This is a genomic window from Streptococcus sp. HMSC073D05 (assembly GCF_001812015.1).
Lineage (GTDB): Bacteria > Bacillota > Bacilli > Lactobacillales > Streptococcaceae > Streptococcus > Streptococcus parasanguinis_D.
The window spans coordinates 134,079-150,774 of record NZ_KV807483.1 but is presented as its reverse complement, the minus strand read 5'-3'; the positions used below and the strand labels follow the sequence as shown (position 1 = coordinate 150,774).

Here is a 16,696-nt window from a genome sequence, read left to right as displayed (position 1 = left end):
ATCACCTACTTCATCAAAATGTCTGTGATACTCAGACTCATCTTCGTTTCATCTGATATCTTCTCTACGATCGAGCTTTGTTCGCTCGTCAAAGGAAGCAACAAGAGGGTCGCTGATTGCGTTGGTAACTTAGGGTTGTTCGATAGACTATACTGGACTACTTGATCTTGGTAAACAGATTGCCCATCATAACTCCAGCTAATTTTAAAAGTTGCATCACGATCAATATTCGTTGTCGTTTTATTGACCAACATAAATACTGCATATTCTTGTTGCTCTACAGTATAAGTGTTCCCTGTATAATATACAGTGACATCCTCTTGATCGCCAACTTCCGGATGCTCCTTAACTAACTTCTTCCCCAGTTCCATCAAATCCGATGTTTTTCCTTTCAGTAGTGGTTAAAAGTACTGTAAGAATTAAAGGCCTCTTGTTTTCTATGTTCAAGGTTCTGAACTTTTTTCTCAATATCAATGTCATAATAAAAACACCTCAAAAGTTAGATTTTTCTGTCTAACTTTTGAGGTACAGTTCAAAGGGGCTCTCTCTAAAAAATATTAATCATTATCAATTTCCAAAACAATCATCAATAACATGAGATACATTCCCCATCAGATTCGTCATATCTCCAAGTTTGTATCCTAGCGCATCTGATGCGGCACCTGAAGATAAACTTTCCAAATCTCCTTTCAAGTTAACAAATCGAATTTGTAACGATTTAATAACCGTCGCAACTGCTTTTTGAGCACGAACAATACCTTGCAAATGAGCAGCTCCATAAAAAGCATCCTCCATCCCATTTCTAAATACCGTTTTAAAACCTCCTAACATAGTTAATACCGTATTAATTGTTGTCGATGCTGTGGTCAAATCTAAATCTACAGAATCAATATCTGAAATAGCAGTTCGAATTACACCTGATACCGAAATAAGTGGCTCTACAGTACTATAAAGTTTTTTCTTATTTTTATCATCAGATTTTAACTTGTAGTATATTTTAGTTGGAAATTCATTAACAATTGTTTGGAGATCATATTTAGCAGTGGTCATCACCTTGTTTGTATGTTCAACAGCAGCTTTTACACTATCAAGATAATCACTAAATGCTGGAGACATTTGATTGGCTAAAGCCTCAGATTTAACATCTATTTGATCGTCAAAAGCACTAATTACATCACGATCATCGAATATACCACTCTCCTCTAAGTAAGCATTATAATCCTGTGAAACACTAATATTTACATCTGGAATCGAACTGAAATTTAAAGTGTCAATATTTCTGGCCAATCCTCTATCAGTTTCTTCTAAAGCTGATTTAATAAGCTCAGCTACTGAAATAGTATATGAAATGCAAGAGATAATTGTTTGAATATTTTGTGCTAACACTTTTAAAATTTCATCAACAGCTTGTGGAATTCCATCACCAAAATGAGAGCGATTTGCCAATCCATTTGTACTTTTTTCAATCATATCCTCAAATGAATTCACAAGTTCTGCACCTTTGGTTCCAAATTTCGTATACATGTTTGCTTGAGGCCATATATTCCCGTATTTCCCTTCAGAAGCTATTTTATGCATATTGATATCTGCCTCTATATTTAAAGCATTTGAGTTCATGCCATTCAGCTTAGAAGTAATTGCTCCATGATTAAATACATTTCCAGCACTATCTAAATAATCATAAAATATACTGGAACCTCTCCAATCAAATTTTCTTGAAAACTCGTATGAATCATAGTTACTAAGTGTATCAAAAGTTCCTGTAATACTATTATAGTGACTATAAGCCTTGTCTATCTTTTGGATAGCTTCAATTAAACTTATCGATTGTAAATGTTGGAAGACCACCTCCTTAAGATTATTTGTGCGACTCGACAAATTATTCAGAACATTTTCATTTGCTTGAAGAGTTTGTTGAGTAACTGATGCTAAATTTTGTGCCTGTTTTAAACATACTTTTAAATTAGTAATCAAAATTGTCATAGATGTAGTATCTATTTTAACTTGTAGTGAATCTCCACTTTTTGGTAATAAATCTCTGGTAGTTGTATTTTCAGGAGTGACCGCAAAATCAAGAATACCATCTCCTTCTATATCAACAGTAAATAATTGTTCTAGAACTATTTGCTTTGTATATTGCATAGCTTCTTCATTTTTTCTATATGCTGTCATATTATGATAAATTGGTAAATCAATTGCAACAACTCTCCCTGGATATTTTGTTTCCATGCTTATTCCAGTAAAATCTAGTATTCCTGGAGTATTAGCATCTAACAACCATTGCAAAAATGCTCCATCTAGTGCCTGTCCTTCAAATTGAATTTCTAATTTATTTTGATTCCATACTAAATTAGTCAATACATCACGAGTTGAGGAAAAAGTAATTGATTGTCCCTTGTAATTTTTCCTTAATTCTTCTATCCGCTTAGCTTCTTTTTCCGAGGATTTTAACATTTCAGGAGAAATATTCTTTAAAGATGAAAAGTAGGTCCAGTATTGCTTAAGCACTTTATCACTTGGCATACTCAGCCCTGTTTGATTAGTTTTCACTTCAACCATGGTTTTGAAATGATCAAAATCTTTATTTACTAGAATTTCATTAAATAATTTAGAATCTCCGTCCTTAATCATCTGCTGAGCTGTTTTCCCATTTACTGACTGAGGAGCCCCCTGATACCCGAAATTATAGGGTACTTGTCTCTCCAATGCTACTCGTCCGCTATGAAATTCTCCATAGGAATGTCCCGTTGTTGTTGTGATATAGTTTCCTTTTGCTTCTACTCTATCATAAAAATCAAGTGCAGGTTTGTTCTTTTTTTTAAGATATAACGAATCATTGATACCAATTGCAGCATCTACAATAATATCTTTATGACCGTCAGCTTTATAGTTAGTTCCTGCGTAAGAGATATAGGTTTCTTCTGTAAACTTATCATATACAGCAATTGCGGCAACTCCCGAATCTTTATCGTACATGCAGTCTACGATTTCATAACTACTACTATCCACGCCAGCATCATCCAAAACCCCTACAGCCATCTCTGTTGGATTTTTACGACCAGCAGTATAGGCTATCTCGTATTTATATACAGCATCAGATAAGACGGCTGACATTTCAACTCGACGATTACTTTTTTCAATTTCATTCATTGATTATCCTCCCGTTGTTTAAATATAGTTAAATCTATTTGAACAGCCTCATCCTTAGATTCCATTAGTATTGAAATTCCATAGATTGTTCCACTAGAGTAATCTAATATTATTCGACAGGTCGTATCTTCTGGCATATCGTACTTATTTTTAAGATATTTATAGAGGTCAGAATGATTTTCAGGCTGGTAGATAATATCGCTCAATTCAGTTTCAGCACTCTTAAAGGTTTCTTTTATATTCAAGGAAGCGAAATAATCTCTTTGTACTACCAAATTAAGAATTTCTTCGTCAAACAAAGGTTCTAACTTCGATTCGTACTGTAATCTCCCATTAGAGTAAGTAACAGGAACTGTTTCTTCATTATCCCCAATTTTTATTGTATACTCACCCTTAATGTCAGATTGGCTAGTATCTAAGAATACTTTATAATCCTTTACTACGTTTCCACTCTCTATATAAATACTATTTTTGTAAAGCTTTAACCCATTAAACTCTTTCTTGTCTTTTTCCAAAAATTCAAACATAGGTTCAAACGTTTTTTCAAATTCGTACTGTTCCTTTGTTCTGTTTTTGGGAATAGTTTCACCACCCAAACTACATCCATTTAATAACGATGCTGTCATAAGTATAACTCCTCCTATCAGTAGCCATAAAATTATTTTTATTTTTTTCATCTTTCTTTACTCCGCGATTACAATGTTCACTATTGACTCGTGATTGCGTCTTTAATCATGCGTTTAGCGCATCAATCCCTTGATCTTAATGTATGTACTCTCACAAATAAAATAATGGACTTGTTTTTCTAATATAGACTCTCGTAGAGGTTTCTTTGCAACAGGTACAACGGTTTGATCATTGAGTCTCATGCTTACCAAGGCTTGTTTGAAACCTTTTGCTAAGCGCAACGGTGCCTCGATATTACGAGAAATACTTTGGTTCGTTATTACAATTGATGCATAGCCAACAAATAGACCTTGTTTAAAGATAAACTCTAGTCTCTTCTGTGCAATAGGTGTTAGATTTCCAATGATCTCCGTTACATTATAAAGAACAATAGTAGCTACTTGTTCCGTCAATCCTTCTTGGATACGTTTATTTATCTCATTTTCAAGTAGTTCCAACCTATTTTCTATATCTTGTATTACATTCTCACAGATAACTTTCTTATCAAATCTTTCTAAGTTTAGTTTAGAAAATTGTGGCGCCAACACAATTACCTTTTGCTTGCTGCGAGCAATTTGTTTAACGAATTGTGTCATCTGCTCTTCTTTGTCTGTCAGATAGAGAAGGTTGCCTTTCTTGAGATCCCATGTCTCAGGCTCAACTGTTTCCAGATCCAATCCGAGTGGCACTTTTCCTTCATCCAGCAAGGCTGCTACATCCTCACGTCCATAGAAGGTTGCTTCTGTCAACTCATCTGGCACCATTGGGATGCCTGCTGGTGTGCGGCCTGTCCACATCTCTTTAAGACTTTGGACTTGGTCTCGGAGGTTGTTGATGATTTGGATATCATTGTCCCCTGCGACTGGTAGGGCGAACTGGACGACATCGACTTCGTCACGCTTCATGAGAGCGCGTCCCTTGATGTCTTCCATAGTAGACGCCAGTGGGGTTGCTCCCACGATACCGCGGACTTCAGAGAAATCATTTTGTGGCAAGGTCAGCTGGTGCTTGAAGTTTGAATAGAGTTGAGCCCGTAGGTTGTTCTGACGGCTAGCTGTGATGATCAAGTGCACACCGATGCTGAGACCTTCACGGGAGATCCGCATGAAGAGCTTGAAGAGGTCTGTCTCATAAGGCTCGTCCTTCATAGACTCATAACTATCCATGAGGATGACCATGGTTGGCTCTTGCTTACCGGTCACTTCACGGTAGAGGGCGATGGTGCCGACACCATGCTCCGAGAGGAGCTTCTTACGGCGATCCAACTCGCGATTGATGATTCGGATGAATTTCTGGATTTTCTCCGTCTGATCCAGCAAGAGGCTATCGGCCACATGCGGCAATTGAGTCAAGGGTGCTAAACCGTTGGTCCCGAAATCCAGCAGGTACATGGTCAGGTTTTCTGGACTCTGCTTACGAGCTAGATCCATTGCGGCAGTCTGTAGGAAAGTGGTCTTTCCTGTACTTGGACTTCCGTAAAGGAGGATATTGCCATCTTTTGATAGGTCGATAGCGACAGCTTCTTGCTTTTGCGCTTGCGGGATATCGGCGACCCCGATTAGGACGCTTGGAGCTGTCCGTTTTTGCCAAGCCTCGATCGGCACGACCTTGTCCAACTCATCCAGCGTGATCCGCTCTTTGAGCGGTGGCAACCACGGTTGGGCCACAGCTGCGATCCCTTCTTGTTGGTGCAAGTGGTTGATTTCCTGCACGATGACATCCAGCTCTGTTGGCACTTCCTTGATTTCTTCTGCCATATCCAGACCGGATAGGTCTTGGTTGAGGACTTCGTATTGGCCCAGTTCATTAATCAAATAGATGGTATGGTCTTCGATCCCTAGCTGATCTTTCTCAGGCTGATAGTCTGCTCCTGACCAAGCGGTTTGGAAGAGTTCATAGACTTCGTTATTTCCGACTTGGAGGTAGGCACGACCGGTTTGGGTGATCTCAGCCGCATCTGCCGTCCGCAGCATCTCCATAGAGTCACCACGGTCTGCCACCTTGAGGGCTAGCTTGAAGCGGGAGTTGGACCAGATCTGGTCATCCACGACCCCAGAAGGTTTTTGCGTCGCAAGGATCAAGTGTACCCCGAGGGAACGCCCGACACGCGCGATAGAGACCAATTCCTTGATGAAGTCAGGTTGGTTGACCTTGAGTTCGGCGAACTCATCACTGATTAAGAAGAGGTGAGGTAGCGGTTCTGTCGCTTCACCCAGTTTAAATTTCTTTTGATATTGGTTGATATGGTTAACCCCATATTGACCAAAGAGCCGCTCCCGACGATGGATCTCCGCATTGATAGAGGCTAGGGCCCGCATAGACTGGGCACCATCCAAGTTGGTGATGGTCCCAAGCAAGTGAGGCAGATCCTTGAAGAGGTTGGCCATTCCCCCACCCTTGTAGTCGATGAGGAGGAAAGCCACATCATGTGGATGGAAGTTGACAGCAAGGCTCAGGATATAAGACTGAATGGTTTCAGACTTACCGGAACCGGTTGTCCCTGCGATCAAGCCGTGTGGTCCATGGGCTTTTTCATGGAGATTGAGGTAGACCAAATCGTCCTTCCCGCGCAGACCGATCGGCACGGCCAAACTTTGGTAAGGGGCATGGCTCTCCCAACGACTCAAGACCTTGAGGTCATTGAAAGTTTCCGCTTGGTACATTTCAAGGAAGGTCACCGAGTCTGGAATCGAGCTCTTGAGCTGTTGGATATGTTTCAGTGGGGCTAGGCCGCGCGAGATGGCTTCCTTGTCATAGCCTTCAGGGAAGTGATCCAATTGAAAGTCAAGCTCCCGAAGAACCCCTTCTTGCAAGAGCAATTGCCCTTGGTTACGGTCCTTGATAGAGATAACGGTTTGGATATTTTCAGAAAGTGATGAGAGCACGTCTGCCACATAGATGATGGAGCAGCCGAGCTCTGTCGGATCCTCACGGAAGAACTCCATGATGACATGGTCCAAAATCAAAGTCTCATCGGTGATGAGGACCACATAGTGAGGATGGAAGATCTTGGTATCATTGGCTTTTTCTTCCTCTTTTTGCGCCTTGCGGAGCTTGAGGATCTGGTTGAGACTGTTCAAGACCTGATCGCGTGTCCGCTGATTGTAGACGAAGCTACGGACATTCATGTCTTGCAGAGTTGCATGAGGCAACCAGCGCATCCAATCCCAGCTTTCTTTTTCTTCTTCTGGAATGATCGGAATAATGGTCAGATCATGATAAGAGTGAAAGACAGCCAATTGGGCAACGAGGAGTTGCAACTGCTCTAACACGATAGGACGAGGACCGACATACCCTACAGGTCCCCGATTAAGGCTAGCTACAATCGGAAGATTGTCGATCTTTTGGTGAGCTTGGAAAAGAGCGTAGCCTTCTTCTTCCAAGGCATCTTTCTTCCCACTACGCTCTTCCTGACCATATTTGAGCTCATAGCTGGTTGGAACCTTGCCCAAGCCCAAGCGATAGGCCAAAAAATCAAAATGAAGGGGTGTTTTTTCGTAGATCCGCGAATCATAGCGTTTGACCATCTTTGTCAAGTCTTCAATCGCTGGGAAATGGTAAAACATGCCTTCTCGTTGTTTCCGAGATAGCTGTTCCAAGTCCTTGGCCTTATCCTTGAGATAGAGATGGTAGAGCTCCACACGCTCTTTCTTGTCTTCTTTGTATTTCTTACGATTCTTGAAGAATCCTTGAACCGAAAAGATCACACTAACCACAGACATGGATACTGTCGCGATGATATAGAGACCCCGCGGTTGGAAAATGGTGATCAAGAGAGTCACCCCAACCATGATGAGGGGTGGCATGATCAACTTCAAGAGTTCATCTGATGGCTTTTGAGGCTCCGCTCCCGGAGGATTGATCAAGATCTTGTCTTCCGAACTCCGGTAGATGATCCGCGGAGAACGGTGGTACTCTGGATAGTCCTTGTAGAAGTCATAGCGTGAATGCAAACGCGGCACTAGATAAGGACTTACTTCTACAGCCCCTTCCACGCCAAATTCTTCTGGATAGAGCTTAAAGGTCACATCTCCAATGGCCAGCTCATCCCCAAAGGCCAGTGGAAAAGTCGCTTCACTGACGAGTTTATGGTTATGGTAGAGTTTTCCAGATAAGAGCTGACAAGTCCAAGTCTGCTCTTTTTTCACAAGGAGAAAGCGTACTGGATAGTGCAAGCGCACATCCGCACCCTTTTCATCTGCTACGAGGATTTCTTCCTTGTCTAGCAGTTCATAGGTATGGACTTCACCTGTCGCCAAGTAGCAGACCACATCCCCAAGGATCTTGCTATTTTCAAGCACGCCCTTGTCTTCACCATACTGGTAGGAGATTTCCCCTTGACTCCATTGGAAATGAAGGGGATTTTCTTGCGAAGCCAGGGTCAACTGAGCTGTTTCTTGATTCGATACGGTCGCTGTTTTTCCCTCTTCTAGCGCTAGCTCATAGCGAAAACCTTTTTTATAGAGTATGATACGTTTTTTCATAGACTACTCCTTATGGTCACTAGACTCAGTCGAGCTTGCAGTTGTAGAAGACAAGCTTTCTGTTGAGGAGCCTTCTGTAGACGAAGCCGTTGTTGAGCTGCTAGTGGAAACTTTGGTTTCATCTGTCTCTGCTTCCAAGAGTTTAGAGCGGGCATCCCAGTATTTCTTGTATTCGCCTTCTAACTCAGAGAGTTTCTTCTCGCGCTGTTCACCAGAGAGTTTTTCGCTATCACGTGTCGCCTTGATTTCTTTACGAAGGGCATAGATGATCAAGTCTGAATCGTCGATCCGCTTGGCTGTATCCAGCGCTTGGGTAAAGTCATGACGGCCGATATAGATCCAGTAGTGGAGATAGAGGCTATCTGACTTGAGTGTGACGTTGTTAAGGATGACCTTCTTTTGCTCCTCTGAGAAATTCAAGCCTTGTAAATAAGACGTTGCCAACTCATATTTCTGTGTCGTTGGAAGACTGCTTGGAGCCACTCCCTCCAACTCATCGATCACACCGGTGTAATCTACCTTGAGATAGGCTGTATCCGCTTGAAGCAACTTTTCTTTAAAGGGTGCTTGGAAAAAGACCAAATAAATCAAAGGCAAGAGTAAGAGGGCCACTACAGCTGAAAGCCACACTGTTGCCAACTTAAAGATTCGGTGTTGACGGCTTGAAACCAAGGTCAAGGTCTTTTCTTCCTCTTCCTTGCGTTCTTTGTAGGCTTTCTCTAAGAGAACTTTCATCTCTTCTAAGCTCGCAGCATCACGAATTTCCACCAAGAAATCAGGTAGATCTTCTAATTCAAGTGTCCCTTGATAGAGCTCCATGAAATCCCAGTCCCCAAAAAGAGTGACCGCATAGCACTTGGCCTGACGCAAGAATTCCACTTGATCCCACCTGCGTGGCACCATCATCCCCGGAACTCCACGGTAAGCGATCTTGACTTGCGCATCCTTGGTCACAAACAAATTGATGGGATGCACCACAAAGGTCACCGGAAGCTCCAAGGCTGGCGCCAAATCCAAGACATTGATAGCTAGACGCAGACGGTCTGAAACCGGTAATTTCTTGATTTCTTCAGCACTCAAGCCTAGCGCATCAGTCTGATAGGTCAGATGAATCTGGTCTTGATCCGCTGTCATGCTTTGCTCTAAAAACAAGGGATGATGGAGATCCAAAATCCATAAATTGCGTAAATCCTGGCTATCCACTTCTGAACGCTTGAGGTCCAGCCGCCAGCTCGTTTCTTCTTTTTCAAAACGGAAGACTTGTTCTTCCAGTGTAAATTGTTCTTCTTTCACCTTACCACTCCTCAATTTCGATCAGATCACCACTCGTGATCGGATACTCTTGTACCACCTTGCCTTCATCCAGCAAGATGCCTTTATTTACCACGCGCAACTGATACTTGCTTCTAGGCTCCATGGCAGATCCAAAGATCTGATCCAATTCCCGAATCAAGCGTCGCACCTCCATCCGCGTTGGGATTCGGAGGTCATGGCTTGCACCATTCATACGGAAGGTGACATTGATATGTTGGTCCATTTAGGCCTCTTTTCTATAGATTCGATAGGAAATATAGCCAGCAATCCCAAAGAGAAGGGCACTCCAAGCCAGCATTTGCAAGGCTGGAATAAAATCCGCCAAGCTGGCCGAATTGTCCCCCACATTGGACTCGAATTTAGATAATTTTTGATTTTCAGGCTGGAACAGGTCCGCTTCAGGCTCTGTTTTTTTCTTTCCCTTTATAGCAGAAAACAACTGGCCGTCTGAATCGGTCAATTGTTTCTCTTGCTTGCGTTTTTCATCTGCTAATTTTTTCTGATCCTTCTCATTGAAAAGAGACTCAGTGGCATCCAATTGGCCACCAAGTGTCTTTTCCTCTTCTGTCTCAAGACGTGAGTTGTTGACCTGCAGACGATTATCAATAAAATCATCTGCAGAAACAACAGCTACTGGCAAGAGACTAAAGACAAAGAGAAGATACATCATTTTTTTCATAAGCTTGATTCAATTTCCTTTGTTTGAGTAAACTTCTTTGGAAGGAAGATGTTGGCAACAGTCAAAAGGCCGAAGAAAACCAACAATCCAAAGAAGACGGTAAATCCAGCTGTTTGTCCATCAAAGTAACCCGCAAACTGTCCTTCTAGAATAGAGAGGAGGTTAATATTTTTCACAAATGCTGGAAGGCCCGACAAGGTCGCAGTCGTTCCGATCGCGCTTGATAGGTAGACATAGCTGATCAACATGAAGAAGGCCAGTCCCATTCCAATCACACGGAAGTGTTTCAAGAGAAGGTATTGCAGTTGTACCAATACAAACCCCGCCAATACTGCTAGTAACACCCACGAAGGAACATATTCACGACCAACAGAGAGTTGGATACTTGAAATCATTCCGATCACAAGTCCAAGGATAAGGGAAAGTCCTACAAGGACACCGACAGTTAAGAGATCCGATTCTTGCAAACGATTCAATTTGAAACGGTCTTTCACCTTGCGAATAATTGGTTGCGTCGCAAAGAGATAAGCTGTAAAGAGGCTCAAGACTTCCAACATAAAGATCCAGATAAATGGACGGTAGACATTGATGGTCGCTTTCACAGAAGAAGATTTCTCTGCAACTGGATTTGACAAGAAGTCGAGCAAGACTTCATTCGGTACTCCGTTTTCATAGGCATTGTTGAAGACTTTACGGAAGGCTTCGACGAAGTTCCCGTTTTCAGACAATTCCTTGTCGAATTCACCCATCAAACTTTCCGCATTACTAGACAATTTCTCTGTATTGCCTTGGGCTTTTTCCAATTCTTTGTTCAATTGGCTAAAGATTTCATTGGTAGAGTTAGCAGCTTCTACATTGCTACGAGACGAGCTCTTGACGCCTTCTGTCGAGCTCAATAATGACGTGTATTCAGAACCAAGAGCTGACAAATCTGCATCGGTCTTGGTTTGAGCCTGTGTCACTGTTTCTTGTGCAGCTGAGATAGCTTCTAAGCGTTTTTGAAGGTCTGCATACTGCGCCAATTGATCGTTGATATTTTGGGTCAGATCTTTGTTGGTGTTTTCGATTGCTTGAAGATTGGCCTGCAATTGTGGTCCCAACTCTTGCAACTGTTGGAGTGTACCATCTAACTGGGCTTTCACACTCTTCGTTGCATCCCCAGATTCATCCGTTTCAATACTCTTACGGTAGTCCTTCATGTTACTTGAAACAGCAGCCTTCACGATGTCGACCAAAGCGTTTGTCAAATCCATATCTTCGATTGGATCATAGAGTGAATGACGAACATGGTTGTCATCTTCTGGATAGTAGGCATCGATCAATGCTCCTGCGCGTTGATAATCCAAGGCGATTTCACTAGCTTTCGATGCATAGTTAGCGACAGCTGTTTTCAAATCTTCTGCTGATACCGTCACACTGGTTGAAGAAACCCCATTGACAAGGACTTCAACATCAATCGCGCTTGGCATGGCTCCTCCATCTTCAACAAGGTGAATTTGAATTTGTTTGCCATCTTTCAGTTCGACTTCCTGATCGCCGCTACCTGCATAAGTATGTCCATCATAGGTCCAAGTATCAACCTTGACTCCTGCTGGCACTTGGATGCTAACCTTCTGTTTTCCAGATTTAGCATTAAGGACATCCGCAACTGCCGTTGATTTGGCATCCACTTCAGTAGCCAATCGTTTCAAGTCACCGGCGTTCCCTTTTGGATGCGCCTTTGTTCCAGCAAAAGCACTATCAAAATTAATCGCTGCGTTGAGATTTCCATACTTATTCAAATTCAGACTAGCAGGATCTAAAGACGGAAGTTTTTCAATTGCGTTACGAATGTCCGCATCTGCCTTATCACGTGCCTCACTTAAGGTCTTGATAGTCGTCTTTCCAAGCAAGGTACGAAGAGTGACTTTGTCTCCTTCTTTTAGACCATAGTAGTCAAGGATCTTCGCTTTTACAGAAGACTCGATGTTCTTTTCGTGATCATCTAATTTGTCGCGTTCTGCCTTGATCCCTTTTTCGAGGTCTGCCACACGATCATTCACATCCTTAGTCAAACTTGCATAAGTCTTGGTAGCTGAAGGATCTCCTTCACCCTCCGCCGGCTGACTCAATTGTTTGGTAATCGCTTCTTGATTTTGTTGCAACCTCTTGTACAAGTCCTGAGTTTTTTCACTGACAACAGACTGATTCATAGCCATCAATTGGTTCATGAATTCTTCATGGCTGATCTTATCCGCAGAACGTTGCTTAATCAACAAATCAAAATTTTGACCGTACTGATCTTGAGATTGGCTCAATTGATCAAAGGCCTGTGTATAGGATTCAAGGGCTGTCTTCAGAGCATTGTTGGACTCAACGGATGAGGTAGACAAGCTATAGAGACCTGGGAAGATATTCTTGGAATCTAAAGCCGATTCCAACAAGTTACTCCGGTAAGAACCAATGTTGGTCGATTGGATTTTATTGCTTGTCTCTACGTTCTTTTGAGCTGTATAAAGATTGCTTAAAATGCTGACCATATACATATCGACCAGTTGGCTATTCAAGTCTGAAACAATATCCTTGGCAACTTTAGTTGCCTCATTTTCAACTTGAGAATTTCCAGCAGCATTGACCTTATAAGTAACGGTGGTCTTCTCTGCATTAACCGCATTCACTTCCAAGACCTTCTCTGAGAAGTCACTTGGAATGACGATCATCAACTGGTACTTGCCATCTGCAAGCCCTGACTCAGCAGCTCCACGAGGGAGTACAGACCAGTTTTGCGAATTATCCCGTTCGATATTCTTTACATAGCTAGCCCCAAGGTTATATTCTTTATCATTCAGTTTGACCGCCTTGTCTTCATTGACAACCGCAATGTTGAGCTTGGTGTTTTCTGTCGTTTGCACGGTCTTTGCTTCGTTTTGCTTTTGGTCCTTTTGAACAGTGGTATAAAGACCCACGACAGATCCCATCAAAAGGAGCACAACCGCACTCTGACCGATGTATTTTAACCATTTTTTATTTTTAACTTCCATACCTTTTCCTTTTTCTAATTCATAGATACAAAATAGGGGTTAGGAATTAAGAATCTAACCCCTATTTTCTATATATCAAAAGACAAAAGGGTGATCTACCTACAAGAAGTAAGATCACCTCCAAGACTATCTTAGTGGATTTGTGCAGCGATATCTTGGTCAGTTTGTTCAACGATATCAGCAACTTTGATCAATTGACCGTTGATATCTTCCAACAATTGAGCGAATTGTTTGATTTTTGGAGACAATTCGTTGAATTGTGCTTCAAAGCTATCAAATGCAGATCCATCCCAGTTTGCGTCGATGACTTGTTGTTCATGTGTCAAAGTGTTAAGGATTTGATCGATTTCTTGAGAACCTTGTGCATAGCGTTGTGCTGATTGACGTAGTTCTTCTGGAGTTAATTTAATTTGAGTCATATGTTTCTCCTTTTTGGGCTGATACCCTTATATTTTTCATAAACAACACATTTAGTACGAATTAGTAAAATTCCAGATAATTGTATATTTTACCTTTTACTCCCTATTTGTATCATTTACTTAAAAATATCTTAATGAAATATTGCAAGAAAGTCAAGTTTAAAGGGCTAACTGATAAAACTTTGTAACTTTGTCACAGTTTCGAAATGTTTTGTCATGAAATTGTAATGTTTTTCCTAAAACCTTTGCCCCAGTAGTCTTTACATAGTATTATTTTCATGAACAAAATTAGACACTCCGTATCTTAACATTAACTTGACACTTTTATAAATATTGTTGATATTAAATGTCTTAAACAATAATTTACGCTATTATTGTATATTTTTTCATATAAATGACTTTGAGGTTGGTTTATGGTATAATGAAGACTGTATAGAACTTGTTTTATGCAAGATCGAACACTACTAAAACCTACAAGGAGTTTTTATGAAAAAAATATTATTGACCTCTGTCTGCCTCCTAGCTCTCACCGCATGTAGCCAAGGCCAAGCAGAAAAAGGTAAAACTTCAACAACATCTAGCCAAAGAACTTCCCAAGTGAAAAAAGAAAAAGAAGAGAACGTTCGAACCAAAATTTTCTCCACAGAACTTAACGATCACCATCAAAACAAAATTCAAGTCGGCTACAAAAAAGAAGAAATTGTCTCTTTTACTTTTCTTAGTTTTGAACCCATTTCCTCTGATTTGCAAGACTTGGATCTTTCCGAATTAAAGGAAATCTACCAAGAAGAATTAGAACAGAGCGATATCTATAAAAGCTTAAATGGCAAGCCTGGACTTAGCTTCCGCATTCAAATTTCGAAAGATAAACAATCCTATGCTAAGGTCTTACATGCTGACTTCTCAAAAATCAAGAAAGATGAGTTTGCTTCCATCTACGGAGATCAAGGGGAGGAAGAAACAGCCGAGTTCAAGAAATATCTCAATGGTAAACCACAAGATTTCTTTACTTACATCGAAGATCAAGGACTAAAAGAAGAAAAATAAAAAAGCTTCCTGAGTATCGTCACCACAATGGTGAGATCTCAGAAAGCTTTTTCTTATTTGTTCAAGATTGAAAGGGTTTCAAGGAGATTGTCCGCATGAACTTCGATGGTATCTCCTGTCGCTTTGATTTTCACTTCAACGATGCCTTCAGCTGCTTTCTTACCAACTGTTACGCGGATTGGAAGTCCAATCAAATCACTATCGCTGAATTTGACACCAGCGCGTTCATTTCGGTCATCCACCAAGACTTCGTAGCCTTTATTCACCAAGGCTTCTTCGATCCGATCGGTCAAAGCAAGACTCGCTTCATCCTTGACATTGACTGGAATCAAATGCACATCAAATGGCGCCAATTCTTTAGGGAAGTTAATTCCCCAAGCATAACGGTATTCCCCTTTTGGAGTCTTATTGACAAAGAGGCGTGCATGTTGCTCCATAACGGCTGAAAGAAGACGACTGACACCGATCCCATAGCAGCCCATGATGATTGGAACCGCACGACCGTTTTCGTCCAAAACATCTGCTCCCATGCTAGCGGAGTAGCGTGTGCCGAGTTTGAAAATGTGACCGATTTCGATTCCACGCGCAAAGTTCAAGACTCCTTTCCCATCTGGTGAGATCTCGCCTTCACGAACTTCACGGATATCGACGTATTCTGCAGTAAAGTCACGTCCTGGGTTGACACCAGTCAAGTGGTAGCCTGTTTCATTGGCACCGACTACTGCATTACGGCTGTCTTGGACCTTGCGGTCTGCGATAATCTTAACATTTTCAGGAAGATCAACTGGACCGAGAGAGCCAAAATCAGCTCCCAATAATTCTTTTACTTCCACTTCGGTTGCAGGTTCAAAGAAGTCTGCGCCGAGGTGGTTTTTCAACTTCACTTCATTGAGCTGATCATTACCTACGAGAAGGGCAACAACAGGCTCACCATCTGCGATGTAAACCAAAGTCTTGATAGTAGCTTCTTCTGGAACATTCAAGAATGCAGCTACTTCATCAATCGATTTGACACCTGGTGTTTCCACGCGCTTCACTTCTTCTTCCGCCACAACACGGTTACTTGGCTTGTATTCGTTAGTAGCCATTTCCAAGTTGGCAGCATAGGTTGATTCACTTGAATAGGCAATGGTATCTTCCCCAGAGACCATCCATTTGAGCAATTCTGCTTTGATTTCTTCTTGGACTTCTGCTGGGATCTCATCAAAGGAAGCCACTGATTTGTCTAAAACAACCCAACGATCCAAGTCTGTACGAGCAGGTGTAACAGCCATAAACTCTTGGCTATCTTTTCCGCCCATGGCACCACCATCACCGATGATGGCTTTGTAGTCGATGCCACTGCGGGTGAAGATCCGCTCATAAGCTGCTTTGTACTCATCATAAGTGACATCCAAGCTATCGTAGTTCGCATGGAAGCTGTAACCATCTTTCATGATGAACTCACGGGTCCGAAGAAGACCGTTCCGTGGGCGTTTTTCATCGCGGTATTTTGGTTGAATTTGGTAGAGATTCAACGGCAATTGTTTGTAAGATTTTACTGAGTCGCGCACAATAGCGGTAAAGGTTTCTTCGTGAGTTGGACCCAAGATAAAGTCAGAGCCTTCACGGTTTTTCAACTTATAAAGGTCTTCCCCGTAAGTTTCGTAACGACCAGATTCACGCCAGAGATCTGCACTCAAAAGGGCTGGAGCTAGCATTTCTACTGCTCCAATTTTTTCGAATTCTTGGCGCATGATGCCTTTTGCTTTTTCAATCACTCGATTGGCTAATGGCAGATAAGAATAAACACCAGCTGATACTTGGCGAACATAACCTGCACGCAACATCAAAGCATGGCTAATGACCTGGGCATCGCTTGGCATTTCGCGAAGCGTTGGAATCAACATTTTACTTTGTTTCATGGACAATATCCTT

The 16,696-nt window shown here is 41.8% G+C and carries 11 protein-coding genes; 1 reads left to right on the top strand and 10 read right to left on the bottom strand.

The window, feature by feature from the left end; genetic code table 11:
• Window positions 1-5 precede the first annotated feature (5 nt).
• The 9 genes from HMPREF2832_RS01975 to HMPREF2832_RS01935 all read right to left on the bottom strand — a co-directional run bounded on the left by HMPREF2832_RS01975 (window position 6) and on the right by HMPREF2832_RS01935 (window position 13,732).
• Window positions 6-371: a hypothetical protein gene (locus HMPREF2832_RS01975; protein ID WP_239681864.1), complete on the bottom strand. Its 366-nt coding sequence runs from the start codon at window positions 369-371 to the stop codon at window positions 6-8.
• A gap of 196 nt (window positions 372-567) precedes the next feature.
• Window positions 568-3,150, bottom strand: coding sequence for an SA1320 family protein (locus HMPREF2832_RS01970; protein ID WP_049498052.1), 2,583 nt, complete (start codon window positions 3,148-3,150; stop codon window positions 568-570).
• Entirely contained in the window at window positions 3,147-3,827 is a 681-nt protein-coding gene (locus HMPREF2832_RS01965) for a hypothetical protein (protein WP_049498053.1), read from the bottom strand. Before HMPREF2832_RS01965 ends, HMPREF2832_RS01970 begins: the two co-directional genes overlap by 4 nt.
• A 63-nt stretch (window positions 3,828-3,890) precedes the next feature.
• Window positions 3,891-8,300, bottom strand: coding sequence for a type VII secretion protein EssC (gene essC, locus HMPREF2832_RS01960; RefSeq protein WP_070505349.1), 4,410 nt, complete (start codon window positions 8,298-8,300; stop codon window positions 3,891-3,893).
• A 3-nt stretch (window positions 8,301-8,303) separates the two neighbouring features.
• The gene (gene essB, locus HMPREF2832_RS01955) at window positions 8,304-9,593 is read right to left on the bottom strand and encodes a type VII secretion protein EssB (RefSeq protein WP_049498055.1); all 1,290 of its coding nucleotides are present in this window, start codon (window positions 9,591-9,593) and stop codon (window positions 8,304-8,306) included.
• Between the two features lies 1 nt (window position 9,594).
• Window positions 9,595-9,837 (bottom strand): EsaB/YukD family protein, encoded by a 243-nt coding sequence (locus HMPREF2832_RS01950; protein ID WP_003013697.1) that lies wholly within the window; start codon window positions 9,835-9,837, stop codon window positions 9,595-9,597.
• On the bottom strand, window positions 9,838-10,293 hold the full coding sequence (gene essA, locus HMPREF2832_RS01945) for a type VII secretion protein EssA (protein WP_049498056.1): 456 nt from the start codon (window positions 10,291-10,293) through the stop codon (window positions 9,838-9,840).
• Window positions 10,290-13,313, bottom strand: coding sequence for a type VII secretion protein EsaA (gene esaA / locus HMPREF2832_RS01940; protein ID WP_049498057.1), 3,024 nt, complete (start codon window positions 13,311-13,313; stop codon window positions 10,290-10,292). Before esaA ends, essA begins: the two co-directional genes overlap by 4 nt.
• Before the next feature lie 131 nt (window positions 13,314-13,444).
• Window positions 13,445-13,732, bottom strand: coding sequence for a WXG100 family type VII secretion target (locus tag HMPREF2832_RS01935; RefSeq protein ID WP_049498058.1), 288 nt, complete (start codon window positions 13,730-13,732; stop codon window positions 13,445-13,447).
• Between the two features lie 486 nt (window positions 13,733-14,218).
• Between HMPREF2832_RS01935 and HMPREF2832_RS01930 the strand changes: the two genes are divergently transcribed.
• Window positions 14,219-14,779: a hypothetical protein gene (locus HMPREF2832_RS01930; protein ID WP_049498059.1), complete on the top strand. Its 561-nt coding sequence runs from the start codon at window positions 14,219-14,221 to the stop codon at window positions 14,777-14,779.
• 53 nt (window positions 14,780-14,832) lie between these two features.
• On the opposite strand, the gene HMPREF2832_RS01925 is transcribed toward HMPREF2832_RS01930, so the two are convergent.
• Complete coding sequence (locus HMPREF2832_RS01925) at window positions 14,833-16,683, bottom strand: proline--tRNA ligase (RefSeq protein WP_003009975.1); 1,851 nt, start codon at window positions 16,681-16,683, stop codon at window positions 14,833-14,835.
• Window positions 16,684-16,696: the final 13 nt, after the last annotated feature.

What these genes read in the sequence shown, in the direction of transcription:
- esaA (WP_049498057.1), bottom strand. Translation starts at nt 13,313, where the DNA reads ATGGAAGTTAAAAATAAAAAATGGTTAAAATACATCGGTCAGAGTGCG.
- essA (WP_049498056.1), bottom strand. Translation starts at nt 10,293, where the DNA reads ATGAAAAAAATGATGTATCTTCTCTTTGTCTTTAGTCTCTTGCCAGTA.
- HMPREF2832_RS01975 (WP_239681864.1), bottom strand. Translation starts at nt 371, where the DNA reads ATGGAACTGGGGAAGAAGTTAGTTAAGGAGCATCCGGAAGTTGGCGAT.
- essC (WP_070505349.1), bottom strand. Translation starts at nt 8,300, where the DNA reads ATGAAAAAACGTATCATACTCTATAAAAAAGGTTTTCGCTATGAGCTA.
- HMPREF2832_RS01930 (WP_049498059.1), top strand. Translation starts at nt 14,219, where the DNA reads ATGAAAAAAATATTATTGACCTCTGTCTGCCTCCTAGCTCTCACCGCA.
- HMPREF2832_RS01950 (WP_003013697.1), bottom strand. Translation starts at nt 9,837, where the DNA reads ATGGACCAACATATCAATGTCACCTTCCGTATGAATGGTGCAAGCCAT.
- HMPREF2832_RS01925 (WP_003009975.1), bottom strand. Translation starts at nt 16,683, where the DNA reads ATGAAACAAAGTAAAATGTTGATTCCAACGCTTCGCGAAATGCCAAGC.
- HMPREF2832_RS01970 (WP_049498052.1), bottom strand. Translation starts at nt 3,150, where the DNA reads ATGAATGAAATTGAAAAAAGTAATCGTCGAGTTGAAATGTCAGCCGTC.
- HMPREF2832_RS01965 (WP_049498053.1), bottom strand. Translation starts at nt 3,827, where the DNA reads ATGAAAAAAATAAAAATAATTTTATGGCTACTGATAGGAGGAGTTATA.
- HMPREF2832_RS01935 (WP_049498058.1), bottom strand. Translation starts at nt 13,732, where the DNA reads ATGACTCAAATTAAATTAACTCCAGAAGAACTACGTCAATCAGCACAA.